Source organism: Shewanella metallivivens, from assembly GCF_028750675.1.
Classification (GTDB): domain Bacteria; phylum Pseudomonadota; class Gammaproteobacteria; order Enterobacterales; family Shewanellaceae; genus Shewanella; species Shewanella metallivivens.
The window spans coordinates 261,866-288,672 of record NZ_JAQQPZ010000013.1; the positions used below are offsets into that span (position 1 = coordinate 261,866).

The following is a 26,807-nucleotide window of genomic DNA, read 5'->3' on the forward strand; positions in this document are numbered from 1 at the left end:
GTTTACAGCAGGTAGCTGAAATTCAGCATGACCTGATGGGCGCTATAGTTATGATTTAACTCACCTAAAGTGATAAAGCTTGTCGTTTCATCAAGCGACATTTGCGCGTCATCAGTGTCGTAATAACGTTCATAGCGATAGGTCAGTTTGAGTGCCATTTCGTTACTCAGGTTATAGTTTGCGTACATGTTGACGCTGTGGTTGTAGGAGTAATAATCACCGTATGGCGACGTGCCGGTGCTGGTGATATAAGTGTCGCTGTTTGAGTTGCTAAACAAATAGTCAGCACCCAGTGTCAGCTTGTTTTGGAGTAATCCACCGTAGTGAATACCGGTACCGATATTGATAAATTCATCTTCAATGTCGGTATACCAGTCGGCTGCGCTGTTACTTTGGCTGCCCGCTTGTGCTGAATTAATCCATTGCTGACTGGCAAAGCCATATACGTTGATATGTTTAGAGACAGTGGCATTAAGGTTAAGGTTGACGCCGTAATCTTCTGATTCGGTTAAGCCTATAACGGTGTCGTCGTAATCATCTTTGGCGTAGTGTGCACTGATGTCGACGCCTAACCAGCTGAGCGGAGTGTGGTTAATGTTTAACTCAAGGTTATTGCGGGTTCTATTGGCTAGGTAGTACTTGCGCATTAAGGCGTTTTCTTCTGACGAGGTTAGCTCATCAGTTTGGTACGCTGAGCCATCACGATTGCTGTGTTCTGCTTTAATATCAATAATAAAGTTGTCTACCGCACGAATAGACAATCTGCCCCATAGCGTGTCGTCGTGGGTTTCTTCACGGGCACTGTAGCTTCTGTCTATTTCTTCACGGTCGTACCCCGCTTGTAGGCGATAGTCCTGGCTTATGCGGTATTTTGCGTTGAGCTTATACGTGGCACGCTCAATGTCAGTGGCAATGTTTTCTTTAAAGGTGTCGTTTAAGTCATTAAAGGTGTATTGCTGAAATTCAAATACGGAGCTGTTGTTTTCGCGGTTGCTGTAGTCGAAGCTCCCCCCCACACGTAAGCGGTTGCTCAACATTGATGACACTTTTAAGGTGGCATCTGTGGTATCAACTTCACCATCCCAATTTTGTATTGGGTTGCCGCTCATTGAGATTAAGTCGTCATCTTGTATCATCCGACCGACAATAAAGCGGCCAGACATCACGGTGCTGTCTAATTGGTATTGACCCGAAAGTGAGATTTGATGCGCTTCATTGTCTGGTGCTGCGGCATAGACATCGTCCAAATAAGTGAAGCTTAAATCCTGGCTGTCATTGTCGTACTGGCTTGCAAAATAACTGAGTTCGGTAAGCCAGTTAGCCCCATTTAATATCGCGCCTGCGGTAAATGAATCGGTGGTTGAGTCAACCACCAAGCCGGTGTTAACAGGGCTTGGGTTCATCACACTGCTACTGGTGTAACCTGACTTATCTTCGGTTTCGAACTGCACATAACCTTGATACATGTCGTGTTGCATTTCAGCTTGCAAAGCAATTTTTTCACGCTGCTGAGAAAGCTCAAAGTTATATGGCTGGGTGCTGCCAACAAGAGTGCCTTGGTCATAATATAAGTTGCTTTGCGCATCACCCGATTGATATGTGGTGATTAACTGATAGTCGGCGTCGACGGTAAATAACCCCGGTTTACCGGCGCTCATTTGAGCAAAGCTGTTTTCGTAGCCTAATTGGTGAGTTTTAAGCTTAGCCTGGTAACCCTCGCTATTTTGGTATTGCACGTCAGCATTGGCCGTGGCAACAAAGCCATCTTGGTCAGTACCAAATGCATTGGCCGCATGCACATCATCACTTTCAATATAGCCTGCTGCCACACTGACGTTACCGCGATAACCTGAGTTTACTTCACAGCGCTTACATTGATAGTTTTGCTGGTCAACCTGAGTAGTATTGGCCTGGCTTACGGCAAAGTTCGCTGACAGTACTGGCGCAGACGCGAGCAATAATGAGGCGGTAATAATATTGAGTTTAAAATTCATTGTGTGACTCCTCATTAACGCTGCAAAGTGCTGCCAGCTGGGTGGTTGGAACCATGAATTTGGCTATGGCAATTGAGGCAGCTCTTACCGCCGCCAAAGGCATCCACGCCCGGTTGTTGCACCACACGACTGGCATGGCCGTCATCGGCATGACATTGCTGACATAGCTGAGGTGCACGATGGGTTAGCATGCTTTCGTTTACGCTACCGTGCGGGTTATGGCAGGTAATGCAGTTTTCGGTCACTGGCGCATGCTCCCAAAGGACTGGACCACGTTTTTCGGCATGGCAGCTGTAACATGTGTCATTAATAGAAGGTTTGTTTAACGCGCTTTCGGTCATTGATCCATGTGGCGAATGACAATCGATACAGGTCATTTGATCCCATTTCATTGGGTGACTAGAGCGTTTGTTCATGTCGGCTTTTTCACGCGTGTGACAGTTGGTGCAGGTGTCGTTGACGGTGAGTTTTTCAAGTGCAGGGTCGGTTGCGGCATGGACAACATGGCAGTCGGCACAGGCAATGTCTTCAAGGTTGTGTGTGCTGTTATGCCACGCCATTTGCTTAGCATCGTTATGACAACCTTGGCAAACCGTATTTTGAGTTTGAGCAGACAGCTTGCTGCCTTGGCCAAACTGGATCATCGGCTCTTTGCCACCACGGTTATGCTGGCCCATTGGACCATGGCATGCTTCGCATTGCAGGCCAGCCATAGGAGATGTTGAGTGGGCGACATTGCCATGAACACCTTTAAAAATGTCCATTACTTTGTCATTTTTTTTATGACACATTAAGCAGCTATCTGCACCTTTAGGTGAGTAGTTACCCTGTGCAAATTTTTCAATGAGTGTTGTTTCAAGTTGCTCTGCAGTTAAATCCTCCCAAGGTAATGCATGAGCACTTTGCATTACGAAAAAGACACCTACAATAAATATGAATAATCGATACAGAGATCTCATTTTAAATATCTCCTTAACATTGTTTTTTTAGCTTTCATGTTATTACCTGCAAGGAATTGCTTAATATTAATAAACGCATTATTTGTAAAAAATAAACCACATTCTTTTGTTCTGTAGATTTGATTTAATCAATGGTGAAACATTCACACACTTAATTACCCTCACCCCAATATAGAACAAATTAAAACAAACTATCTTTACAAAAACTTACATATGTATATAAACAATAAAAAATAACTTGTGATTAACTTAACAAAAATGCCAACAAAGAAAATCACAAACAATTTTGTTGACAAACACCACAAACACCAATAGAAATGTGACCAATGCCGCACATAAACAAAGTGCAATGCAATGCTGCTTGTTAAACTCAGATAAGGTTTCTAAAGTAACTAATTGCAAATTTTTACAAACCCATTAAGGCGAAGTTATATGGCGTTAGTTATGTCTTTAAACTCTGACATGAAGAGTAAATCAACAATATTTCTCCCCGAAGTCGTAAAGCCAGAGATAATGAATTTTATTAAAGAACATGGTCAGAGCATCTCCTTAAAAAAAGGAGATCTGGTACCAAAAAGTATCTTGCTCAACAATTTTATATATTTAAAATCAGGGCTTTTGTTCTATATAAAAAGAACAAACAATTACACCAAACCAAAATTCGTTAATGTGATAACGCCTAAAAGGTTGACTGATTATCATTTATTATTAGAAAACAATTGTACATGCTGTAAGAGCATAAAAGTTGCAAGAGATAGCGACCTCATCGTTGTAGATAAATCATTGATAAAAAACCTTATAAAAGATGATATAGAGCTATTTACTCAATTTATGTTTGATGCTAATTATTTTACAGAAAGGCAAACTGCACTGGCTATTTTCTTGCTAACATCATCCCCTGAAGATAAGTTAATCAAATTTTTATTTGATATGCTTGTTGTTTATAAAACCGAATTCTCATCACCTTGGCTGACAATTAAAATCAAACTTACACGTGAAGAAATAGCTGATATTCTTCATATTAGTGTCATCAAGTTAGATTTAATGATGGGAAGTTTAAAGAAACAAGGACTCGTGACAAAACAAAATGGGCTCTTATGCGTCAATACAGCTCTATTTAACGAATTGTCTCCATGTCCTTTAGGCAGAGAGGATGCCCAAGGTTGTAAATCAAATAACATGTTAAAATTCAGAACAAAAAACATGATCGAAATTAATAATCAACCGTTACACATAAAAATAAAACAATAAAAATTATAGGCATTACCTATAGAAGGTCTAACTTATATGAGATTTATCTTTATAAGAATGTCTGCAATATAAAAGTGACAAAAATACTCTTAAAAAAATATATCGAAATCATTATTATATAAGTGTAACCACCTCCCATCTTATATAAATCAATCATATAAAAAGATTTATATGATATTGATACAATTAAATTATTGTTAAAGCCTTAATGCCCTTTTAAACGTCGACTCAGGGCACTTTGACTGATCCCTAATATTTGCGCTGCCGCGGTTTGATTGTTTGCAGTGCGGCTCATAGCCTCATCGACTAATGCCTGGTTCATTTGGGCAATGGTTGGCAGTTGTTTGGGAAAAATAATCGTGTTCTGTGGGGTATCATTCATCGATTTATGTTCATTAATCGCTTCCATAAAAGGACTGGTATTGAGGGCGATACCATCACTTCTACTTACGGCGTCAAACACCATGCCTTTGAGTTCGTGTAAATTGCCAGGAAAGTCATAACTGGCCAACTGCGTGGCTAAATCTGCAGGTTGTAGTGGTGCGGGTAAATTCATTTCTGTCGCCGCTAAGGCAATAAAATGATTAATCAACATTGAGATATCTAAGCGCCGTTCAACTAATGGCGGTAATTTAATTTTATGGGCGCGTAAACGATACAAGAGATCACTTCTAAACTTACCCGCTTGGTGAAGTTTAAGTAAATCATCTTGAGTAGATACCACAAATTTACATTTTACTGGGTAAGCGGTATCGCTGCCTAAAGGATAGTATTGTTTGGTTTCTAATAAGGTAAGCAGCTTAACCTGAGCATCGAGCGGCAACGCACCAATCTCATTAAGATAAAGCACGCCACTGCCGACTTGATGCAGTAAACCCGCAACGGCTTCTAGCTCGCCATTATTATGATGATAAAGCTTGCCACACATTTTTTGTTCAAAGTATTCACTACTAATCCCGGCAAGATTAATACTCAATAGCGGTTCATTTGGGCTATAGAGTGCATGACAAGATTTGGCAAATTCACTTTTACCTGTTCCGCTCGCCCCAATGATAAGTAGGGGTTCTGGGCTGCCAGACACGGCTTCAAGGTAGCGAAATTGATCTAATAATTGCGGTTCGCAAGTTAAAATATTATTAAATGCTTGCGGGTTTTCTAGCGTACGACTTAAAAACTTCTCTTTTATGTATAAGTAGTTACGTTCAAGCCCAACAACCTCAAGCGCTCGGCGCACGGTACGAGCAAGGTCGTCGACATCGTCGGTTTTGATAAAGTAGTCATAAGCCCCATTTTTAATGCAGCGTACCGCGGTGTCGACTTCATTCACGCCGGTGACAATAATAACCCGAGTATTGGGAAAGTCACTGCGTACCATGGCTAAAATATCTTCGCCAGAATGAAATGGCATCGTCAAATCAACCAACACGAGGGCGTAGTCACCTACTTGTAAGCGATTCTGTACTTGGCGACTGTCAATGCAAGTATCAATTTCAGCCTCTGGTACAAGCCGATTTAAGGTTATCGCTAAAGTGCGTAACCAAGCAGCTTCATCGTCGATTAACAAAATATTTCGGGCTAGTTTCATTGCTTACTCTTTTGCTAAGGCAAACGTTAGGCGAATGCGGGTACCTTTACCCACACTCGACAGTATTTGCATTTCACCTTGATGTTCTTTAATTATTTTACTGCAAACTGACAACCCTAACCCAGTGCCACCTTCATGACGCCTTGTGGTAAAAAAGGGCTCTGTTATCCGTTTTAGGGTGGCACTATTCATGCCACAGCCATTATCTGTAATGCTGAGTAAGGCAGTGGTGTCTTGAATGCTGGTTTCAATTTCAATAATACCTTGCTGTTTAGTGCAAGCGTTACACGCGTTTTGCACAAGGTTAATCAGCACCTGCTGTAACTGCTGAGCATCACCGTTAATACAGAGTTGTTGCTCTGTAAGCTGAGTGATAACTTGATAGAATTTGGTTTGATTTGCCGTTAAACGCAGGGCAACGTGCACCACATCATTGAGACACACTTGCGTATATTCATCAGCAACATGCGGCATAGCATAGCGCTTTAAATCGTTAACAATTCGGCTGATTCGTTTAGCGCCGTCTTCAATAGAGCCACAACTGTGCTGCAGCTCTTTGATGGCAATATCAGGTTGTAACCCGGCAATAAGCCAAAAAGGATTTTGATTTTGGTAATATGTCGCCGCGGGCAATAAGTCTTTCATCGCGGCACTAAATAACGAGACGGCATGGACGATAAGCCCTGTCGGGTTATTAATTTCATGTGCAATCCCCGCAGATAATTCACCCAGTGAAGCAAGGCGACTGGCCTCTTCGTTTGCTTGACGTAACCTGTGTTGCTCAGTTGACTCTTCAAGTAAAATAACCACTTGTTCTTGGGCGATGGGGTGAATTTGTAACTGCCAAAATTGTTGCTGGTAACGCATGTCTGCAATAAATGACTTTTGACTGGATAACACATTTAACACGGCTGTTTTAAGTACAAATACATCGTTGTCTATGTAGTAAAACGCGTCTGAATCTAACAAATATATATTGTTATCGTTACTCCATAAGTGTTGTAAGTCTTGATTGACGATGGTCACGCCATTAGGGATGCCATCAAGCACAGATTGAAACTGCTGTGACAGTTCAGATATTTCCGCTTCAATCCGCTTACGTTGTATCAATTCGGCATCTAGTGTGTGGGTTTTACGACGTAAACTCGCGCTAATAAACCCAGTGTAAATAAGGCCGGCACCTGAAATGATTGCCACAATAATCGCCAGCGCAAACATCCGTCTTTCGCTAGAGGTTAAATCCACTTTTTCGCGTCCGGTACCAAACCATTTATTGACTAATTGGTCGTATTCACCCGATAACTTTAACTGCCTTAGCGCCTCATTAATCTGATACATCAGATCAGATTTACTGTTATTGGCAACAAAATTAAACGCGCCATAAATTAATGCATCACTTGAGCTTCGTACCGATGGATACATTGGCAATAATCGCCTCGCAACAAAGCTTTCAGCAATCACGACATCAACTTGGTTTTTTATCAGTAACTGAAAACCTGTTTCATACAGGTCAACATCGACCCGATCAAACCTTTGCAGTTTGTCAGAGAGGTATACATCAACAAATGCACCATTTTTTATGGCGACACGCTTACCCACTAAATCAGCCCAATTATTAATAAGCGCCTTTCCTTGCAAGGTATAAGCTTTTGCATGGGTGGCATAAATAGGATCCGATTGCGCTAACTGACGATCCATATTGACCGGGCTCACCACGGCAATCACATCAATGTCGCTTTTTGGGTTATGTACATCGTTTAACAGTTGCTGAAAACTCTTGCGCCGAACAATAATTCGCGTACTGGTTAGCTGGCCAATTCGCTTCATTAGCTCAACATTAAAGCCTTGATCAACCCCATTATTGCGCCACTCTAAAGGAGCCGTATTTGAGTGCACACCAAATACAATGCTGTCTTGCGCCAGCACTGGCAAGGTAAAAAATATAAGAAAAAACAATATCAATCTCATGCGCTAATGTTACCGATTTAACCCATGCGAAACTGTGCAGCATTCCGCATATGAGTAAATCATTATGTAATCAAAGTGAGACTAATCAAAGTGGGCAAACCAACAAGAACCTAATCTGCACTCATCAACATAACATTCAATGTGATCTTGATCGCTATCCTCTATGCAAAAACGCATATACCCCTTTATAGCTATGCATGTTTGCATAGTTCCTTTAAACGCTTGTGATTGAACAGGCATTTCTAGGCTCCCTTTTAGTGATTTTATTGTGGATATTTGCAGTGTGACTAAGCTTATTGGTAGCAATATAAATCGCAGGTCACTTAAACCATAAATGAACTGCATTTTTAAAGTGGTGTGATCAATTCCGCCATAAAAAATAAAAATAGAACTTCTATGGTTAATAGGCTTAACGCCATTTAAAAATAGAGAGGGGATACAAATGAAAAAGATGAAACTAGCAGTCTGCCTTGCCACATTAATGGGTAGCGCAGGCCTTATTGGTCACGTTACTGCAGCAGATAACTTAGCCGATTTTCATACGCAAAACCAAGAGTGTGATAGTTGCCACACACCAGACGGTGAACTTTCAAATGACAGTTTAACCTATGAAAATGCGCAATGCGTATCCTGTCACGGTACCTTAGAAGAAGTGGCAGAAACCACTAAACACGAACATTACAATGCTCATGCTTCTCACTTCCCTGGTGAAGTAGCGTGTACTTCATGTCACAGCGCGCATGAAAAATCGATGGTTTACTGTGACTCATGTCACAGCTTCGATTTTGACATGCCATATGCTAAAAAATGGCAACGTGACGAGCCAACTATTGCTGAGTTAGCTAAAGATAAATCAGAGCGCGAAGCGGCGCTTGCAAGTGCTCCGCGCGACACCGTTGATGTAGTCGTTGTTGGTTCTGGCGGCGCAGGTTTCTCAGCAGCAGTGTCAGCCCATGACAATGGCGCTAAAGTGATTTTAATTGAAAAAGAACCCGTTATTGGTGGTAATGCTAAGTTAGCCGCTGGCGGTATGAATGCTGCTTGGACCGACCAACAAAAAGCCAAAGACATTAAAGATAGTCCAGAGTTAATGTACAAAGACACCATGACAGGTGGTCGTGATTTAAATGACCCAGCATTGGTTGAAATTTTAAGCTCGCACTCAAAAGCCTCTGTTGATTGGATGACTCAAATGGGCGCAGATTTAAATGACGTAGGCCGTATGGGTGGCGCGTCAGTTAACCGTTCACATCGTCCAACAGGTGGTGCCGGTGTTGGTGCTCACGTAGTGCAAGTGCTTTACGATAATGCAGTAAAACGTAATATCGACTTACGCATGAACACTCGTGGTATTGAAATACTTAAAGCTGATGACGGTAAAGTCAAAGGGATCCTAGTGAAAGGGATGTACAAAGGTTATTACTGGGTTAAAGCCGATGCTGTTGTATTAGCGACAGGTGGTTTTGCTAAAAATAATGATCGTGTGGCTTCGCTAGATCCTAAACTAAAAGGCTTTATTTCTACTAACCAACCAGGTGCAGTAGGTGATGGCCTAGATGTAGCGGAAAATGCCGGCGGCGCATTGAAAGACATGCAATATATTCAAGCACACCCAACGTTATCTGTTAAAGGTGGTGTAATGGTGACTGAAGCAGTGCGCGGTAATGGTGCCATCTTGGTTAACCGTGAAGGTAAGCGTTTTGTAAACGAAATAACCACTCGTGACAAAGCCTCTGCAGCCATCTTAGGACAAACGGGTAAATCAGCGTTCTTAATCTTTGATGATTCAGTCCGTAAATCACTGTCTAAAATTGATAAGTATATTGGTTTAGGTGTTGCACCATCAGCTGATAGCCTCGTTAAACTAGGCGAAATGCAAGGCATTGACGGCAAAGCACTGACTGAAACCGTTGCGCGTTACAACAGCTTAGTCACCAGTGGTAAAGACACTGATTTTGAGCGTCCTAACCTACCTCGCGCACTAAACGAAGGTAATTACTATGCTATCGAAGTGACTCCTGGTGTTCACCACACTATGGGTGGCGTGATGATCGACACTAAAGCCGAAGTTGTGAATGCTAAGAAACAGGTTATCCCTGGCCTATATGGCGCCGGTGAAGTTACCGGTGGTGTTCATGGTGCTAACCGCTTAGGTGGTAATGCCATCTCTGACATCATCACCTTTGGTCGCTTAGCAGGTGAAGAAGCCGCAAAATATTCTAAAAAGAACTAAGTCGTTCGATTTTAAAACTGATTTGCTAGTATCAGTTGAGCCACAGCCCAGTGCTGTGGCTTTTTTTATTCAATAATATTCTTTACTGCGCTGCATGACTCCGAAAGAGAACCACGATTCATTCAGTCATGCGCCTTGTTTAAGCCCTTTTAAACTCTCGCTAAGTCGGTATCAAACACTCAACTCCATTTTTTGTTGCTGGCGCCAATGAGACTCCATCACCGGAATAGTAAACCCGTAACACAACACCACAATTAACGGTTGGATTTGAAAGCTTAATTCTGGCCATAATTGAAAGGCAACAACACAAGCAATGGTGCGAACAATAGCATGCGCTATGGCAATTTTTTGCGCCGCTATCACGCCATGTACCAGCCACATCAACCCTGTTTGAATCGCTAACACAAAAGGGAGTGCAAGATAGTTTTCAATAAAAAATGGAATGCTAATCCCGAAGGTTAAAAAGCTCATCCCTACTGCAGCGAGAAACACATTGTCGAACCAATTACGGTCAGCGGTTTTCTTAAAGCCAAAGCCTTCCCCCGTTAGCTTAGATACCCCCATGGCCAAATACACAATTGAGCCCGTACCGATAAAAATAGCCATTACCATTTGCGAGGCGGGTAATATAAAGCTCAAAGCAAATAAAATACTCCAAACAATCATGCCAGATAACGGCATCGCCAATGCACGGTTTTGGCGGTATTCAATTAATTGCTGATCCAATGATTTATGTTGCATGATAAAGCCTCCTTGTTGGTATGGATTCATTATCAGTAAAACCTTTATTGAGCAGTAGTGCACTTTGTCAGCAATCAATGATGACAAATGTCATCTTATGGCTTCTAAAACCATTCCCTATCCCATAAAAAAGAGCACCAGAGTGCTCTTTTTTATCAAATAACAACGACCATGTAGCTAAAGCGATTCAGCAAAGCGTTGACTAAATTCTTTGATACGCTTTGCATTTACCCCAGCATCTCCTCGGCCAATACGCGATACACTGCGCAAATCAATACGGCTGCCCAGCTCCACACTCGTCACCACTACCACAACATCATCGGCAAAATTGAAAAAAGGCGTTCTCGCAGTCGCTTCAAAGCGCTGAGTTTGTGGTTGTTGATCAACAATCACCCAGCCCATTGCTTTAGCCACATCAAGGGCTTTTACAAACGCCGAATCGGCTGGTAAATCCGTCATAATAGGTTGAATATATGGATAGGCTTGCAACTGCTGGGTAGCAATGTCTGCCCCGCCATACACTAACGTATTTTTAGCACCTATACGGCTGTCGGTTAAAAATTCAAATTGCGGAGGATTCTGTGTGTCTGTCGTAATATCATGGATGGGAGGGTACTTTACCGGCTCGATAATGATCCCTTTCAACATGGGCGACAACATCGCAATCCCCAGTAATAATGCTACAACTGACTTTACTGTACCTCGTGCCTTAGGGCTATCGGTCTTAACCACAATACCGCTGACTAAACTGATTAACGCCACAGCCACCACAATATATCCGAGTAAATTGTGATATTTACGGCTAGCAACAAATCCTGTTATAGGGTTCCATAATCCCATAGACGACCCAAAAACCATCATACCGGCGGCAATTAACGCAACCAATGCAACCATCAGCGCTATATGACTAACAACATTTTTTTGCATCACGCTCTTCCTTTAAAAATGGCTAACTTATTCAATTGAAATAGACCATCGCTTAGTGAATAAAATTTCAAACAACATATTAAACACCTCAACCATAAGCCACTCGACTTAACCGACGGCACAACAAACTGGTTGACATTATCAACATAAAAGACATATAGTTGACTTTATCAACATTAATCATCTCCATTTTAATCATTTGAGACACAAAATGCATTCACAACAAGTTATGCCACTACCCAATATTGACTCAAAGAAAACTCCTGTCATCCATAAAATTTTAGTAGTACTTGCAATGATGACTGTTATGGGCGGCTCACTCATTGGCTTAATGACATACATCAACTTAGGCTATAGCGACACCTTCTTTAATGACTGGTTAATGTCATTTCTGCTTGCCGCTGTCACGGTTATGCCTGCGGGATTTATCCTAATGGCTTTATTAACCCATATCGTTGAAAAATGGTTACCCAATACCAACGAAAAAAAGCGCAACATCATTGTCGGGTTATTTATGGCCATCACGATGGAATCGGCAATGGCACTGTCGACAGCCATTAATAATATTGGTTTTAGCAGTCAAACAGCACTGTTTAACCACTGGCTAGAGGCACTGCTTGCTGCACTGCCATTAGGCTTAACGTTAATGATAATTACCTCATTAACAATCAAACCTAAAATTGAACGTTTTTTAAAAAGTTAATCAGAGGTATTTTCCAATGAGCAATGACAATCAATATCGAATTACTGTCGAACATCTTGATCATAATCAACACAGTATTCAGCAGTTACAGTTTGAATTTCAAGACCGAGAAGACCTATTTAAGCTCGTCGAGAACCTTAAAATAGGCAGTGGGCTCCCAGAGTCAGAGGCCACTAAATTAAGTGTTGGTTTACGTTTGTTAGGTCCACTGATGATGCAAAACCGTAAACATCCGCTGTTTATTGATTTTATGCCGCACTTTAAAACCTTTATGCAAAATTTAAAAAACACCATAAAGAGTGCACTTAACCACTCAACATGAAAGCACAACAATACAGTAAATAAAAAAGCCTTGGCGTTACCGTCAAGGCTTTTCTATACAAGCTCAATCTACATTATTAGATTTACTGTAAATTAAAAAGGTAATGCACACATAAATAACAATCAGGGTGAGTGAGTGGACATAAAAACATTTTAATACAACGAGTTAAACAAAGAAAATCCAAAATAAATATACACAATTACTAAGTTTTGTTAATTAAAGGCATTGTAAGAGCTTTTAATTGACTTTAATCAACATTTCTAACTCAACTAAAAGCCAAGTTTTACTCCAATCTAGTTTGCCAGATTGTATACCAATACTAAAAGTCTTAGTTAACGTTTGAATCTGGTAGAATTCATAGCCAAAAGACTTCTCAACCACAAGATCAGTAGCAAGCTAATGATCCAATATATCATCAACAGCTGTACGACCATAAAAAAATTGATCATTTGTAAACGCATTTTTGGACATTTCTGCGTTACAAAGAGCGAACAAAGTTTGGTTTCCAGATAACTTCTAGTGTCCCAATTACCTACAAATGGTAGGCCAGATTTGCTGAACCACTACAACCCAACAATCAGGTTAATATTAGGCAAGTTTATTCATCTTCGTCTAATAACTGAGCACCAAAATCAATTTCTACACTTTCAATTAAACTTTCAGCACTTCTACGCATACTTGCTGTGAGCGGCAGTAGTTTGTCGGGGTGCTGTTGCATGTCATTTTCAAGAATAGATAAAAAACTTTCCAAAATAGTATATTCTTCTGTTGATGTATGAGATATCAATACGTTAACATTTTCTTGAATTGTGGTAAAGCCTAGGAATACTAGACACTTACATCAGTTACAATCTAATAAAGTTATGAACAAAAGGTAAACCGAGGCATTTAAAATCCAAGTAGTGAAGCCGTTCGCTGGTTTACTAACTACTTTTCCGTCATACAAAAAATTGGTTAACGACTTAACGGGAAATAACACTCTGATAAGGCCTAACAAGCATTAGGGCAACAGTGAGTTACATTGGGAAGTGTTCATTTTCATATGTTTCAACTAATGAAATCCATTTTTCAAGCTCATCACCTTCAGCGGTATTAGGTATTGCATCAAACAATCCTTCAATTTTCTTTAAAGCTGCACGATACTCATCATCAGAACTCAGAGGCGTCTCATCGTGATCAGTAATTATCTCATTCCCCACCGAAGGAGAATCAAGCCATGCAGTAAAGTCATCAGGTATTGGTGCCGTTGCGTCACATTTTGAGAGCAATATATTGAGTTTAGTATTCTTCATTATCAATTCTTCTCTTTGAATCGTCACCGTTACATCAGCTACTATGTAGTATGACTAAAATTGGGGTAAGCTATCCTGACTGACACACTTTTGGACAAAACCTTGCTAGTTATTTTGCTAAATTAGCTATTTATGAATAACTACAGGTATAGAAAATTTCTTAATTAAATGTCCTATATCATTGGTACAGATTAATCCTACAGACTCCATAAAATTTGACACTACAGCCCTTTGAATATACATTGCGTATATGTTTTATATATGGAGTGTATATTGATGGGTATTGTTAAAATTTCAGAAGAACTGCATGAAGAACTTCGTAAAGCAAGTTCGGTCATGTCACGTTCAATCAATTCACAAGCAGAGTTTTGGATCAAAATGGGCATGTTAGCCGAGTTACATCCTCAACTTTCATTTAATCAAATCATGGCGAATCTGATGCTGTCTGCGAATGTTTCCGCCACAAACATTTCAACAACTGAAGAGCATTGTGATGCATAGTCAAGTAATGATTAAATCAGAGGAAGATATATCATTAATGCGGAAATCAGGGAAGTTACTTGCGCAGGTTTTCAAGATGCTCGACGAATACGTCCAACCTGGCATCTCTTCGATGGATATCAATAATAAAGTTGAAGAGTATATTGTTAATGAACTTAATGCTCGTCCTGCAAGTAAAGGGCAGTATGGTTATCAATATGTATTAAATTCATCGATTAATGAAGTTGTGTGCCACGGAGTGCCTAAAGAGGCAGAGATTTTAAAAAGTGGCGATATTATCAACCTCGACATTACACTGGAGAAAAATGGATTCATTGCAGATTCAAGCAAAATGTATGTAATGCCTTCAGCCTCACCACTTGCTATTCAATTGGTAAAAACAACTTATAACGCTATGTGGGAAGGTATTAAGCACGTAAAACCTGGCGCAAAATTTGGTGATATTGGTCATGCAATACAGCGACATGCAGAATCCTATGGATACAGTATTGTAAGGGAATATTGTGGACATGGAATAGGTCGTGAAATGCATGAAGAGCCACAGGTGCTTCATTATGGTAAGCCAAACAGTGGACTTACATTAAAAGAGGGAATGATATTCACTATCGAACCAATGGTTAATCAGGGTACGGCAAAAATAAAAACCAAAAAAGATGGTTGGACGGTGGTCACGAGAGACAAAAAACTCTCAGCTCAATCGGAACATACAGTATTGGTTACTAGAACAGGCTATGAGGTTCTCACGTTAAGAGAAGACGAAAAGCTGCCAATGTTGTAATGGTTGACAGTGAAACTTTCGATCAAAACGAATGTAGCAATTCATAAGACATATGAATTCAATTTGGGCAGACGCCAACCATCTATAACTATGCCTCAAAATCGTTTTGGGGCATAAATGAGCTAGCCGCCCATCTAAATGCCTACAAACCAAGTGATTTACAACGGCTATCGACCACTGTATTTACATTACTCTGAAGATTTCCAATACGCTTTGACCGCTTACACTCCCACCTCGAAACTGGATCTTGTTTATCCCAAACTTGCATTAATTGACTTTGTTGTTTACTCATTTTGTATTTAGGATAAGCCTGTTCCATATACATGTATGTTCGAGCGATAACGCCACGTGCGGCGATCGGTGGTTGTGCCTTGCGATCATCTATACGCATATCACAACTACCAAAGTCAGACACCGCTGAGGGCAGCATAGTAAAGTTGTAGTTGCTGCGTAGTGCGTTTACTGCACCGATGGCAGGGAAAAGATTGTGCATATCGGCTTGCATATATCGATACTCTGTATTCATCTTCTCAGCACACTTACGTCCCTTAAACGACTTACCTTTGTTATCGACACAACTCTTGTGACCATCACGCCACTCACTGAAGGCTCTGCCAAAGTTCTCCGCCGGAACTACATGTTCCCACTCAACCCGTTTTGCCCGTTTAATGTATTTAGAAGTTACAAAACCTGTAGGTGCTTCGATGTTCTTTTTAGCGTCAAATTTAGCACCACAGTAGATGGTTACGCGGTGATCTTGATAGACCTCCCGCTCGAGCATCTTCTTTGCTTTGTTGAATGAGTCATTAGATGTATTTCCTGCTGCAATGGCTGTAGAGCTGAGAGCCAGTAGAAAGAGTGGTAGACCAATTTTGAGGAGGTTCATTGAAAACTTTAAGCTAAGGAACAGTGACTAGATAATGCCTGATTTATCTAGTCAGACCAAGCATATGAGTGATACTAACAGTGAAAACATTAATCAATGCGAAAACCTAGTTAACACTTAATGCTGGGTACACTGAGCCATTTGGTTGTGTATTGCGGAGTTAGCAGGTCACGGCGCATTGACCACTTATGCTCTATGCCTTGCGCTGCTAGAAACATCGTATCACTTCCATAACGTTGGTTAATGTCATCTAGCGTATGCATCAAAGCTGGATTAGCTTTAGGAGGGTTAAACAAATCGAATTGGTTGTGTTTTTCGTTGGCTAGATCAATAAGCCCTATACCGATTTTGTAATAATGTATGCCTTCACGAAAAAGCTTTGGTGCGGCTTCACTCATCGCTTTGGTTAGCTCAATAGTGCAGTTGGTTGGACATGGGAAATGCACAATAGCTTTGTAGCTTACTGGCCGTTCATCATGAGGTGAGTTGCTGGCAAAAATCAGCATAGTCTTACAGTTTGAGCCTTGCTTACGTGCTTTACTCGATGCGATAGCAACATGCTTACTCAATGCTTGCTGTAACGACTCAAAATCAGTGATCCGCTCACCTACGCTTCTAGTCGAAAATATCTGCTTTTTATCTGCCCTCACCTCATCCCATACTTTACAGGCTTGGCCGTTAAGCTCACGAACGGTACGTTCTATTTCAATACTAAATTGCTTTCTTGCCAAAGTCGGCGGCATAGACGCGAGTTGAAACGCTGTACGGATATTCATTAGTTCAAGTTTCTTACTTATTCGGCGTCCTATGCCCCAAACATCCCCTACAGCAAGCTGCTTTAAAATAGCAATACGCTCTTGCTCATTACTAATGAAACAAACCCCTTTGTAGCCCTCAATCTTCTTAGCTGCATGGTTGGCGATTTTAGCAAGAGTAAGCGTTTCACCAATACCCACACAGACTGCTAATCGCGCTTCTTTCCACACTGCACGGCGGATTAACTGGCCTTGAGTAAGGAGGCATTTGATAGCGGGATAGCAGTTTTTAAAAGAGAGGAAGCTTTCATCAATAGAGTAGACATGTTGCTCAGGGGCAAAGCGGCCAATGATGTCCATCATTTTGCTAGATAAGTCAGCATAGAGTTCATAGTTTGAGGAGCAGACAATAACACCACGTTGAGCGCATAAAGCTTTAACTTGAAAGTAAGGTAGAAACTTCCCAATGCCAGCTTCTTTAGCTTGACGATTAGCAGCAACAATCATCCCATCGTTGTTACTTAGCACAATAACAGGCTTACCACGCCAATCAGGGCGAAAGACTTGTTCTGCACTGCAATAGAAGCTATTAGCGTCAACTAGAGCAAACATCTAATTACCGCACAACAGAGGGCTTTGACGGTGGCAACGAATAGAACGAGTGACTACGCCTTCAATACTAAAATCATCGTATTCATGAATTATGACAGGCAGGTATTGCTGATTAGAAGAAAGGAGAACACGCCGCTTGGTGTCTAGAATCTTACAAACAAACTCGCCATTAAAATTGGCAACGATGACATCGCCGTTTCGAGCCGTCTCATGACGATCAACAATGATCATATCACCATCAAAGATGCCGACGTCTTGCATCGACTCACCTTGAGCAATGCCTATAAAGGTTGAGCTTGGATGCTCAATCAGTAAATCATCCAGGCTAATACCTAACTGAGAGTATTCAGCCGCAGGGCTTTCAAAGCCAGTGATGCCCGCACGGGCTGGTATAGGTATAACACGCATAAAACAAAACCGCTGTATATAATTACAGTAATATTAGCAGTAAAATATCAAGGTGCAAGTCTATTTTTTACAATCTAATAATGCATTGCTCTTTTACTTGTGGAGCAACGAACTTGTAACGTTTTATTTGATTATGTAACGAAATCAAGCTATCTTGATATCGTAACGTAATCAAGAGATTCTAAGTATGGCAGATAAAAGTGAAGAAAATAAAGGGGCGCATGGTGGTGTACGTAAAGGTGCTGGCCGTAAGACTCGATATGAAAAAACGATAGTGATGAGAGTACCTGAGCAATATAAAAATGCGATCAAAGCATTAATTCAACACATAGATGAATGCGAAAAAGTTGATCATCACTACTCACCTGTAGTTTCTCAACCTATATTTACAAGGTCGTTGCAGGGCAAGCCGCAACAAGTTACTTTTACGGTGAGTTCAGTAAAAGCAACTTGATATCGTTACATAATCAAATGTCTTTATCAAAAAATTTTTTTAGGACAATCTATGTATCAGAATGCTTTCTATATACTTGGTGGCAAAGACTTTTGTTTTAAGGATAATTCATCACTTAACACCGTTTTTGGACATTTTCGAGTTAAAGCCTTAACTCTAATTCGTCAGTTTCGGATAAAAATTTCTATTGAAATAACTCTTCATACAGCGGTGTAGCTCTGCTACGTCTGGCTGCTTTGACTTGTTATGCTTTGGTGTGTTTAAAACGTTCCCTTTTTGCTCTTAATGAGGCAATCTTTTTTTCGATAGACCAACTAGCCATCTTGCGCTGAGACTCTTCAAACTCAGTTATGTGAGACCAATAATCCCTATGGTGTGCTTTATTAGGAGACTCGATAATGTCTTCAACAATGCGAAATAGGCTCTGAAAAGCTTCTTTATGCCGGTAAAGGTCAACAACAGAAATTGCCTGAACCTTTATGGTTAAATCTGAGTTGACCTTAGTGTTATTTGAATTAAGTGCGACTTTCCACTGACCGTGGGCAATCTTGTTTCTCAGAAGGCTTGGATCAGAAATATAATGATCTATCAATGACTCTATTTTTTGACGCGTGTTAGCGACATGACCACTACTTTTACCTTGAACTTTTTTGAGAGATAGCTCAACACACTTTTTCCAAGCATCCACGATATTTTTCTTTCCTCGAGATTTTACTTGTGAAATTTCATCGAGGGTCAGACCATCAGGTGTGTGGATTACTTTCGAGAATACAGCTTCGGCGAATGCACAGTATACTTGAGCTAGCAGTTTGGTGTGAATTTCGGCTGTAGAATTATCGCCGCTAGAGTAAGCAGCATTGATGGTTTTGTTTATGTGCTTCCATGCTTGATCCAAAGCTCTAACGTTTTCTGTTTGGGCAGCAAAGACATCAAGTCTATCTTGTTCTAGCATTTATCCAATCCAAAGTAGGTAAAAAACACTTGTTGAAAATGCTCTTTACCTACCCGGAATCGAACCGGGATCCCACCCAAAGAGTGGTGCCTTTCCAAATTAGACGACAGGTCCACATACATTTTCAATTGTTCCGCCAAATGTGTCAACTCATGATTGAGGCATAACACCTCCAACAGGGATCTACAGATGGTCCCAGCGACCAACGGGAGTGACTGCTGTGCTTTGTTAGAGGCAGTCATATGAACACCTGCCAATTGTTTCGGTAAGGCTCCAAAGAACGCCAGTTTATACCTGGAAATTTTGGATCATCGAGATATTTTTCAAGATCGCCTTCTGCATTTGCCAATGATGAGCCTTGAACCACAAAATAATCAACAGCGACTTCAGGTTTATTTAGAATCACAAAGACATACATGTGACTTTCTACGATAGCCGACCGTTTAAATGGAAAGTAATTTTTAGATCTTAACGACTTGACCTGTACTGTATATGTTATTCCTGATTCTTCACTGTACGCAAAAATATCTATGGCTTTAGCATTACCAAACGTAATTGATGTTTGAAGATTTCTCTTCAGCAGTTCACCAGCCACAAAGAACTCACCAGCCAATCCTGTGACTTGACCATCAACTCTTTTTTTCTTCTGCTTAGGTTCGTTCATATTTGACCTCTAACACCCGCAACACCGGACAATTTTTCCGAGTGCTTGCGCTTGATACGATACTAGCACCATTTTCGCGAAGTCTAAATTCGGCTAGAAGCAGACATTTAGAGTTTCTCCCCAAACTTTGAAGCTATGGATATGATCTTGTTAGCCCGTATAAGCCGTCCGGTGGATCAATCAAACAGACTCCCCAGAGCTCTTTACTTTCTTGGCCATGTGTCACATAAAGTCGATTTAAGTAACAATGGTAATGTTACATCACTCAGTGGTAGGTACTTTGTATCATTACTAAAATTTGGTCAAATGGAATTCTTAAGCTGGGCAGTTACCAACGTAAGTAACACCGAATGAGGCATAAATAAGTTACATGCCCTAAACCATTGCTGGACATAAACGTTTTAGAAAAGCCAGTGTTTCAATTTACTTTTCATAAAAGTTTACCCTGACCCCACTAAATTTCTAAATTCCACACTAAATTTCCAAATTAGCCGAACAACATACTTTCGTTTCGTCTGCATATGAACGGCTGCAATAAGCTCAACGGACTTATGCCTTTCAAGGCTTTCCATCGGTAATTTATCAGAGATTTCCGAATCAATAACGACATCATTTCCTTCGGGAAATTCAATTCTGACATTTTTGGCTGTAGCAGAACCTTTATTCCAAATCTTGAGCCTATATTTACTACTTCCCAGTTTTATAAATGATGCTCTATTGTGGCTTTATCTCGTCCTACTTGCTTGCCTTGTTGCCTTTCGGGTTCTGAATTTTTAGAAGTTTCTTTCTAACAGCCTCTAAATTCTTAAAGAAATATTGAGAATCGAGAAAATAGCTCGGATAGGCTTTCTTGAGGGCTGATACAGATTCAGAAGCGACAAGAACAACCTGAATATTTTTCCCCTTTCTAACTTCTTCCTCCATTTCAGAATACTTTTCATTTGCTATATGAACATGCTTTGCCTCGAAGCTTTTAATGTTTGCCATTTTTGTGTCTAAATCGAGAATGATAAGGTGATACTTACCATTTTTTCTATCATTGCTGATATGTTTTGCGACAACGCGAAATCCAGATAGTTTATTTATAACATTTAGCTCCTTCTCTTTCTCCAGCAATAACTTAAATGTTTCCTCGTCCGTTAGTTTTTGGTATTCATCGATTCTTGGTGTGGACTCTAAAACTGCGAATGCAGAGCTTGCTAATGAAAAAAACTTCAACCACTCTTCTGGACCTTCGCTTGATTTTAAAGAATGATTTAGAAATGTCCCCATTGTTTCTACTGCTGTCGCCCAAGAATGTTGAATTTGAGTTCTTATCTGAAGTTCAATTGAGAAACCATTTCGGCACTTGAAAATCTGGTGCACGCTACGATAACCTGATTCCTTGGGATAATTGATATAGTCTTTGCCACCTTTAACTATAGTAAATACTCTAGTGCCATTTTTATAATAACTCTCTAGGGCTCTAACTTCCCGCATGTTTGATACTACTGCTCGGATACCGCCAATATCTTGCATTCTCGCTAAATTCATTCCTGGATTTCTCTCCAGCTTCGAAATTATTGACGGCATCCGCTTTAATCTTTGGGAAACAAGCGCATCTGGGTCTATTTGTTTTAATTTTAGCCTTAATGATGTCTGAAAACTATTCAGCGGTGCCACATGGCAAGCTCTCCAATTATCAAGAATAGTTTTAGCTTCATCGTGTAACGAACTATCATTACCAATTAAGGCAGTGCCGGCTTTATTTACTGCATTTTTAGAGTACTTAAATTCGACTTTAGCCATTAAATATCATCAATCCATTGGTTTTAGAAAAGCATAACGCCACATTCACCGCGAGCAGAGCGAGTCCTGTGAAATACTTTGTTATAGGGCTGACTCTGCTCATTCCGTGTATAGCGATCAGCTTAAAAAAGCTTGTTGATTTCAATGAACATCTTCTCAAATCGACCCAAAGTTTCTTTCGAAAAAAAGTCTGGAGTTGGCCCCATGCTCAGTAAGGTCTGCGAAGGCTTATAGTGATTGAAGTCTTTACCGCCAAGAACAACTTTTAACTGAAGTAAAATAGTTTGCTTCTTATCGCCCAAATCGTCAACAGAGATACCTTTGTGGTCTGGCAAAGCTTCCCCAAATATCTTAAGATACTCAGACTTTTCAAAGAGGTCTTCTATATCGGCCTTTTCGTAGTCATCACCTGCGAATTCATCAAAGAACCTGACATGTTTATCTTTAATTATCTTCGATTGAATTAGGCCATCAAGCCTTTGAGCTCCCTTCACATTGTTGAAAGAATCTAACAAGCAAGATATTTTCAGCTTGGAACCACGAAGCAAAGAAATAAATGAAACTACTTTATCCAAGCCGCCGACAGGGACAATCGTCACATCATCCCGTAATCCTTCGCGCCCATCACTTTCCAACAAGTTAGACATGAACGTCAAATAGTTTAGGTCAGATGGGCCTTCAACAAGTAGATTATTTTTTGATACAAATAGATTTTGTGCGATGTCATAACCGAGCGCTGCTTGAAGCGGGAATAGTGTATCAGGATCCTTTTCCTGTATTGCATCGGAAATAATACTGCCAGCATCAGAGTCGTAAACAGTCCGAACCCTATGTAACGCATCTGATTCAACCATAAATGGCGAATGCGTACTGTAAACAATTTGATAGCTACTAGAAAGATCATTGATAAAGCGCAGCAAATCGGCCTGTGCTGAAGCATGCAGATTTAAGCCGGGCTCATCCAAGAGCAAAATGAAATTTTTATCTTTTTCATCTTGAATTTTACTAAACCAAACAATGAATGAAAAAAACCAGTTAAAACCCTTGCTTCGATTTCTAAGAGGTAGCGTAATTCTGTGTCTTTCATTTTTTACTCGAATATCTAAGATCTTTTTAGGGGGGTGATTAGCAGGCTGATTGATCTGATCTATTTTAAACTCAATTGATAAGTTGTTATTTGTAGACCAGTATTCAAATATTTTGTCCGTTATTTCATTTGATGTAGCTTCGAGTTCCGCAATGAACGACTCGAAGTTGGTTGAATCCGAAAGCTCTTCAATGTCAATCATCGATAGTTCAAAAAGCGCCTTCGCTGTTTCGAGCTGCTGCTTAGTCAATTCACCGCTGATTGAGTTACTACGGATTGCATCAATACTGATCCTTGAAGGCAACTCATGGTATTCGTCAAAATACCAGAAGCGTGGGAGTTTTGGGTATATATATTTTTTAGTAATATAAGCATCAATTAACTTCAGTCCCCAGTCAAAGCCTCCTTTAATAATGGTGTTTTTTATGTGGTCAATTACCAATTTAAGTTCAGAATCTTCACCGGGGTCTGACTCAGAAATTTTTTTGACGGTGCCTAGTGCAAGAATTTTTGCTTTTACTTCGTCGCTGAACTCTAGTGACACTTGAAGATTTTCAATATATTTATCTTCGTTTGAGTTGATGTAGTACCAGGAGAGCCCAGAACCATATCTACTTGATACTGAGAATGAATCGGTAATTAGTACACCTTCACCGAGATCAGTATTGATTTGGTCAATTGTTTCTCGATCGAGTTGAAAAGTACACACAATTGGCTCAATGTCGTCGCCCGACCTTTGATATTTCTTTAATTCATTTCTAGGATAGTCTTGAACAGCGTCAAACTTGAAGTCTTCATCGCTGGTAAAGTAGTTGAGTTTGGCCAAGGCTTCCAAGAACGCAGTTTTACCACTTTCATTTTTCCCGACAAGAGTGGTTACACTATCGTCAAGTTGGACTTTCTGCTCGGTAGTGTAGCTTTTGTACTTACTAATCTTCGCTTGCTTTAAAATAAACATAATCCCTCGTTTTATATATTATGTATTCACGCAAAGTAGTAGTGCTGTCGCGATGTAAGCCCTATAACGCACGCATAATGCACTGGTTTGGAGAGCCAGCGGAAAACCAGTCCCAATTGACTCGCTTATTATAAGGCGACTACTCCTCGATATACATCTGCGAAAGTTCATCTTCTGTATGCTTAGCGTACATTTTGTACCTAAAATAAAAAAGCCATCCCAAAGATGGCTTTGGCCTGTATTCATTATTTCTTGGAGGATTTACTAGGTTTAAGCCCCGGAGTATTTCCCGGAGTATTTTTATTGTCACGTCGACGTTGGTCAGGTTTCCCTGTTGAATCCGCAATTGGTTTTGGTCCAGGTTTAAGAGCCATATCATTTGTCCATAAATGTTTATGAGGAAGTCCCTCTAACTAAATATGAAGGACAGTTGTGCGAATATCAAGCGGTAAACCGAACATTAGACATAGACACTTATTTGGACTGAGAAGATAAAGGCTATTGTCGACATTTTCTGCATTTCCGTCATCAAGGAAGTCTCCTTCTTCATCACGGAAAGTTTCGTAAACGAAAATCCCTCAAATAGGACTAGGTAGCAAACTCATTATTGGGCATAAATTAATTTACATCGTCCACATTTCTGAAGATTGAGAAACTCAAAGTTATGCAAAAAATAGAAAGTTATGTAGTATTCCTTTTCAGTTATTTATAATTTAAATGGTGAAATGGATGTCTAAAATTGTGTTGTCTATTGTGTGTTTATTATTTGTTGCTGGGTGTACTCCTGTACAGCGTAGTCATTATCAAACAACATCGATGCCTAGAGTTGATTGGCCAGTGGACGAATATACTAAAATAGCTAGTAGAACAGGGCAAAACCATGTGTCTGGCCAATGTTTTCTTAAAACAAGAGGGGGTGATGTTAAAACCTGTGCGGGAAATAAGGTAATGTTGAGCCCTATTTCTAGTTATTCTACACAATTTGTTAAAGCTGTAATAAAGCAAAATTATGGCGTAGGAGTTGAATTAGAATTAGTAGATAATAGAATTTATAACTATTTGGTTGAAGTTATTGCTGATGGTGATGGTAGATTTTCATTCTATAACGTTCCAGATGGTGATTATTACATTTATTCTACTGTAACTTGGGAAGCTGGTACTGGTTACAATGGCGCAAACCAACTTCAAGGCGGATGGGTTTTTAAAGAAATTTTAGTAGATTCTAAAAGTAGAAATGAACATATTCTAACAAAGTAAAACGACCATCAAGCTTGTAAGTTATTTGTTACAACTGACGTTCAATGATTAGATGAAGTGGCTAATTTATTTTAGCCACTGTTTTGTAAATCAATCTGTGATTATCATTATAAAAAGTTATGCCACTGGTTAAAGGTAATAACTCATTTTGGGGCATAAGCGAGCTAGCTGCTCACTTAGACAACTACAGTCCAGATATCCAACAGTGGCAGGCCACGCTCTGCTACAAATAGAACAAACAGAATAATAATCACCTTCAAAAGGAGGTTTAATGATTGCAATTACAAGATAATAACCCCGCCCCTTATAGTTTCCTATCAAAAATTTAGCTCAATTACACTGCAAATGAGCATCAAACATCTTCACTATTTTTTCTTTAAAACCACCAAGCAGCGTTAAGTTATAAAGGTTTTCTTCATCAATATCTGATAAATTCTGTGATGGATTTATAGGCTTTTTGCCCTGAGTTAAATTCAAATCTATGTTAAAGTCAAAAGCAGTTTTTAGCTCTGCGTCATATGACTCTTCAGATGTTAAATCTAACTCATCAGAAATCGATTTTTCAAACACAACTGTTTTTTCTGGTAAGTCCTCATTAATGCGATATGCAAACTCAGTCAGGCTTTTTTCTGCCAGTGTGAACAACCAAGCTTGTTGATCTTTATCGTCAGTCACTCTTAATATTCGACCTAACACTTGCCGATAATGCATTTCAGTCTTTATCCTACTCAAATGACAACAAACTTGAAGTCTAGGTATATCCGTCCCTTCACTTACCATTCCCACACTAACAATCCACTGTACTTTACTGTGCCGAAAATCATCAATAATTAAGGATGGACGCTGCACTTTTGAAGTAACAATACTCGCAGTTTGCTCGAGTTTATCGACTAAAATATGATACAACTGCTTTGCGTGCTTAATCGATGTGGCGATAATTAATCCACCTGCATTTGGATTATGCTCGCGGATTTCATTTAGTTTATTTACACTTTCGCCCAGCATATATTCCATTACCTTTTGGTTGGTAATGAGTCCTTGAAAGCTCACTTTAGACTTACTCAGTAATTGCTCAATTGAAGAAAATGACTCTTGAAGATTGTTACTTTCCAAGTTTATTTTATTGTTATCAATCAGCACTATTTTAGGTTCTCTGCATACTCCATCAGCAATTGCCTCCTTTAAGCCGTAGATAAAATCACAATGAATAGTGTTATCTGGTTCAGTAAATGTCGATAATACAATAGGGGCATTATCAGAGCGCCATGGCGTACCTGAAAGGGCTAGTGTGTAGGTGGCTTGGTTTTGAATATTAATCAACACTTCTTCTCCCCAAGCATTGGCATTACCAACTTCAGTGCCTTTAAGATGATGTATCTCATCCATTATCACAAACACATTATGACTGCGTATTAATTGCCAGACCTCATCAGATAAGGAAGGCATTGATTGGTAGGTATATACCCCGCCTATAGCGCCAATTAGCCCGTTAAATCGACGTTTAAATCTTTTTGAGAACGTCTGTCGAATACTTTCATTTACTTCTGTTGACGGTGAAAAACACAAAATAAAATCAATTTTTTTTTGCTCATATAATCTCATCGCAAGCTCAGAGGCCATAACAGTTTTACCTGCACCTGGTGTCGCTAAACATAAAAAATGATTTTGTGATTGATAGATATTAAGAGCATGTTTAACACATCGCGTTTGCCAATCTCTGAGCTTTATCATG

24 protein-coding genes are annotated in these 26,807 nt (G+C 40.0%); 8 read left to right on the top strand and 16 right to left on the bottom strand.

Annotated elements, in window-relative coordinates:
• Positions 1-2 precede the first annotated feature (2 nt).
• Together PQR79_RS13895 and PQR79_RS13900 are read right to left on the bottom strand one after the other, a co-directional pair.
• A complete protein-coding gene (locus tag PQR79_RS13895) occupies positions 3-1,994 on the bottom strand; it encodes an MtrB/PioB family decaheme-associated outer membrane protein (RefSeq protein WP_238106283.1) in 1,992 nt (663 codons plus the stop codon).
• Between the two features lie 14 nt (positions 1,995-2,008).
• Positions 2,009-2,902 carry a DmsE family decaheme c-type cytochrome gene (locus PQR79_RS13900; protein ID WP_274408551.1) on the bottom strand — a complete coding sequence of 298 codons (894 nt, stop codon included), beginning with the start codon at positions 2,900-2,902 and terminating at the stop codon, positions 2,009-2,011.
• 483 nt (positions 2,903-3,385) lie between these two features.
• Between PQR79_RS13900 and PQR79_RS13905 the strand changes: the two genes are divergently transcribed.
• Positions 3,386-4,204, top strand: coding sequence for a Crp/Fnr family transcriptional regulator (locus tag PQR79_RS13905; protein WP_238106281.1), 819 nt, complete (start codon positions 3,386-3,388; stop codon positions 4,202-4,204).
• A 205-nt stretch (positions 4,205-4,409) separates the two neighbouring features.
• On the opposite strand, the gene PQR79_RS13910 is transcribed toward PQR79_RS13905, so the two are convergent.
• Complete coding sequence (locus tag PQR79_RS13910) at positions 4,410-5,789, bottom strand: sigma-54-dependent transcriptional regulator (RefSeq protein WP_238106280.1); 1,380 nt, start codon at positions 5,787-5,789, stop codon at positions 4,410-4,412.
• Between the two features lie 3 nt (positions 5,790-5,792).
• Positions 5,793-7,757 (bottom strand): ATP-binding protein, encoded by a 1,965-nt coding sequence (locus PQR79_RS13915; protein WP_238106279.1) that lies wholly within the window; start codon positions 7,755-7,757, stop codon positions 5,793-5,795.
• Between the two features lie 442 nt (positions 7,758-8,199).
• Here PQR79_RS13915 and PQR79_RS13920 point away from each other — a divergent pair, with 442 nt between their 5' ends.
• The gene (locus PQR79_RS13920) at positions 8,200-9,990 is read left to right on the top strand and encodes a flavocytochrome c (RefSeq protein WP_274408552.1); all 1,791 of its coding nucleotides are present in this window, start codon (positions 8,200-8,202) and stop codon (positions 9,988-9,990) included.
• A gap of 171 nt (positions 9,991-10,161) precedes the next feature.
• On the opposite strand, the gene PQR79_RS13925 is transcribed toward PQR79_RS13920, so the two are convergent.
• The gene (locus tag PQR79_RS13925) at positions 10,162-10,731 is read right to left on the bottom strand and encodes a DUF7010 family protein (protein ID WP_274408553.1); all 570 of its coding nucleotides are present in this window, start codon (positions 10,729-10,731) and stop codon (positions 10,162-10,164) included.
• 177 nt (positions 10,732-10,908) lie between these two features.
• The gene (locus PQR79_RS13930) at positions 10,909-11,658 is read right to left on the bottom strand and encodes a DUF1499 domain-containing protein (RefSeq protein WP_238106277.1); all 750 of its coding nucleotides are present in this window, start codon (positions 11,656-11,658) and stop codon (positions 10,909-10,911) included.
• Between the two features lie 211 nt (positions 11,659-11,869).
• Between PQR79_RS13930 and PQR79_RS13935 the strand changes: the two genes are divergently transcribed.
• Together PQR79_RS13935 and PQR79_RS13940 are read left to right on the top strand one after the other, a co-directional pair.
• Complete coding sequence (locus tag PQR79_RS13935) at positions 11,870-12,361, top strand: DUF2798 domain-containing protein (protein WP_238106276.1); 492 nt, start codon at positions 11,870-11,872, stop codon at positions 12,359-12,361.
• 16 nt (positions 12,362-12,377) lie between these two features.
• The gene (locus tag PQR79_RS13940) at positions 12,378-12,683 is read left to right on the top strand and encodes a DUF3861 domain-containing protein (protein WP_238106275.1); all 306 of its coding nucleotides are present in this window, start codon (positions 12,378-12,380) and stop codon (positions 12,681-12,683) included.
• A 598-nt stretch (positions 12,684-13,281) separates the two neighbouring features.
• Here PQR79_RS13940 and PQR79_RS13945 read toward each other — a convergent pair.
• Together PQR79_RS13945 and PQR79_RS13950 are read right to left on the bottom strand one after the other, a co-directional pair.
• Positions 13,282-13,491 carry a type II toxin-antitoxin system PrlF family antitoxin gene (locus PQR79_RS13945; RefSeq protein WP_274408593.1) on the bottom strand — a complete coding sequence of 70 codons (210 nt, stop codon included), beginning with the start codon at positions 13,489-13,491 and terminating at the stop codon, positions 13,282-13,284.
• A gap of 208 nt (positions 13,492-13,699) precedes the next feature.
• Positions 13,700-13,975: a transcriptional regulator gene (locus tag PQR79_RS13950; protein WP_238106273.1), complete on the bottom strand. Its 276-nt coding sequence runs from the start codon at positions 13,973-13,975 to the stop codon at positions 13,700-13,702.
• 276 nt (positions 13,976-14,251) lie between these two features.
• Here PQR79_RS13950 and PQR79_RS13955 point away from each other — a divergent pair, with 276 nt between their 5' ends.
• Both PQR79_RS13955 and map read left to right on the top strand, forming a co-directional pair.
• Positions 14,252-14,476 (top strand): ParD-like family protein, encoded by a 225-nt coding sequence (locus PQR79_RS13955; protein ID WP_238106272.1) that lies wholly within the window; start codon positions 14,252-14,254, stop codon positions 14,474-14,476.
• The gene (map, locus tag PQR79_RS13960; RefSeq protein WP_238106271.1) at positions 14,469-15,254 is read left to right on the top strand and encodes a type I methionyl aminopeptidase; all 786 of its coding nucleotides are present in this window, start codon (positions 14,469-14,471) and stop codon (positions 15,252-15,254) included. The genes PQR79_RS13955 and map overlap by 8 nt, the downstream gene beginning before the upstream one ends.
• A 142-nt stretch (positions 15,255-15,396) precedes the next feature.
• Here map and PQR79_RS13965 read toward each other — a convergent pair whose 3' ends face one another.
• From PQR79_RS13965 to PQR79_RS13975, 3 genes are all read right to left on the bottom strand, one after another.
• The gene (locus PQR79_RS13965) at positions 15,397-16,140 is read right to left on the bottom strand and encodes an endonuclease (protein WP_238103213.1); all 744 of its coding nucleotides are present in this window, start codon (positions 16,138-16,140) and stop codon (positions 15,397-15,399) included.
• 110 nt (positions 16,141-16,250) lie between these two features.
• Complete coding sequence (locus PQR79_RS13970; RefSeq protein ID WP_182699041.1) at positions 16,251-17,507, bottom strand: Y-family DNA polymerase; 1,257 nt, start codon at positions 17,505-17,507, stop codon at positions 16,251-16,253.
• On the bottom strand, positions 17,508-17,915 hold the full coding sequence (locus tag PQR79_RS13975; protein ID WP_182699042.1) for a LexA family protein: 408 nt from the start codon (positions 17,913-17,915) through the stop codon (positions 17,508-17,510).
• A 187-nt stretch (positions 17,916-18,102) separates the two neighbouring features.
• Between PQR79_RS13975 and PQR79_RS13980 the strand changes: the two genes are divergently transcribed.
• Positions 18,103-18,369: a hypothetical protein gene (locus tag PQR79_RS13980; protein ID WP_182699043.1), complete on the top strand. Its 267-nt coding sequence runs from the start codon at positions 18,103-18,105 to the stop codon at positions 18,367-18,369.
• Positions 18,370-18,613: 244 nt separating this feature from the next.
• Here PQR79_RS13980 and PQR79_RS13985 read toward each other — a convergent pair whose 3' ends face one another.
• From PQR79_RS13985 to PQR79_RS14000, 4 genes are all read right to left on the bottom strand, one after another.
• Entirely contained in the window at positions 18,614-19,321 is a 708-nt protein-coding gene (locus PQR79_RS13985; protein ID WP_238103212.1) for a hypothetical protein, read from the bottom strand.
• 238 nt (positions 19,322-19,559) lie between these two features.
• Positions 19,560-19,985 (bottom strand): PDDEXK-like family protein, encoded by a 426-nt coding sequence (locus PQR79_RS13990; protein WP_238103211.1) that lies wholly within the window; start codon positions 19,983-19,985, stop codon positions 19,560-19,562.
• A gap of 735 nt (positions 19,986-20,720) precedes the next feature.
• On the bottom strand, positions 20,721-21,773 hold the full coding sequence (locus tag PQR79_RS13995; RefSeq protein WP_238103210.1) for a RelA/SpoT domain-containing protein: 1,053 nt from the start codon (positions 21,771-21,773) through the stop codon (positions 20,721-20,723).
• 122 nt (positions 21,774-21,895) lie between these two features.
• A complete protein-coding gene (locus PQR79_RS14000; RefSeq protein ID WP_238103209.1) occupies positions 21,896-23,818 on the bottom strand; it encodes an AAA family ATPase in 1,923 nt (640 codons plus the stop codon).
• A gap of 729 nt (positions 23,819-24,547) precedes the next feature.
• Between PQR79_RS14000 and PQR79_RS14005 the strand changes: the two genes are divergently transcribed.
• The gene (locus PQR79_RS14005) at positions 24,548-25,075 is read left to right on the top strand and encodes a hypothetical protein (RefSeq protein ID WP_238103207.1); all 528 of its coding nucleotides are present in this window, start codon (positions 24,548-24,550) and stop codon (positions 25,073-25,075) included.
• A gap of 330 nt (positions 25,076-25,405) precedes the next feature.
• Here PQR79_RS14005 and PQR79_RS14010 read toward each other — a convergent pair whose 3' ends face one another.
• Positions 25,406-26,806, bottom strand: coding sequence for a DEAD/DEAH box helicase (locus tag PQR79_RS14010; protein ID WP_238103205.1), 1,401 nt, complete (start codon positions 26,804-26,806; stop codon positions 25,406-25,408).
• Position 26,807 lies beyond the last annotated feature (1 nt).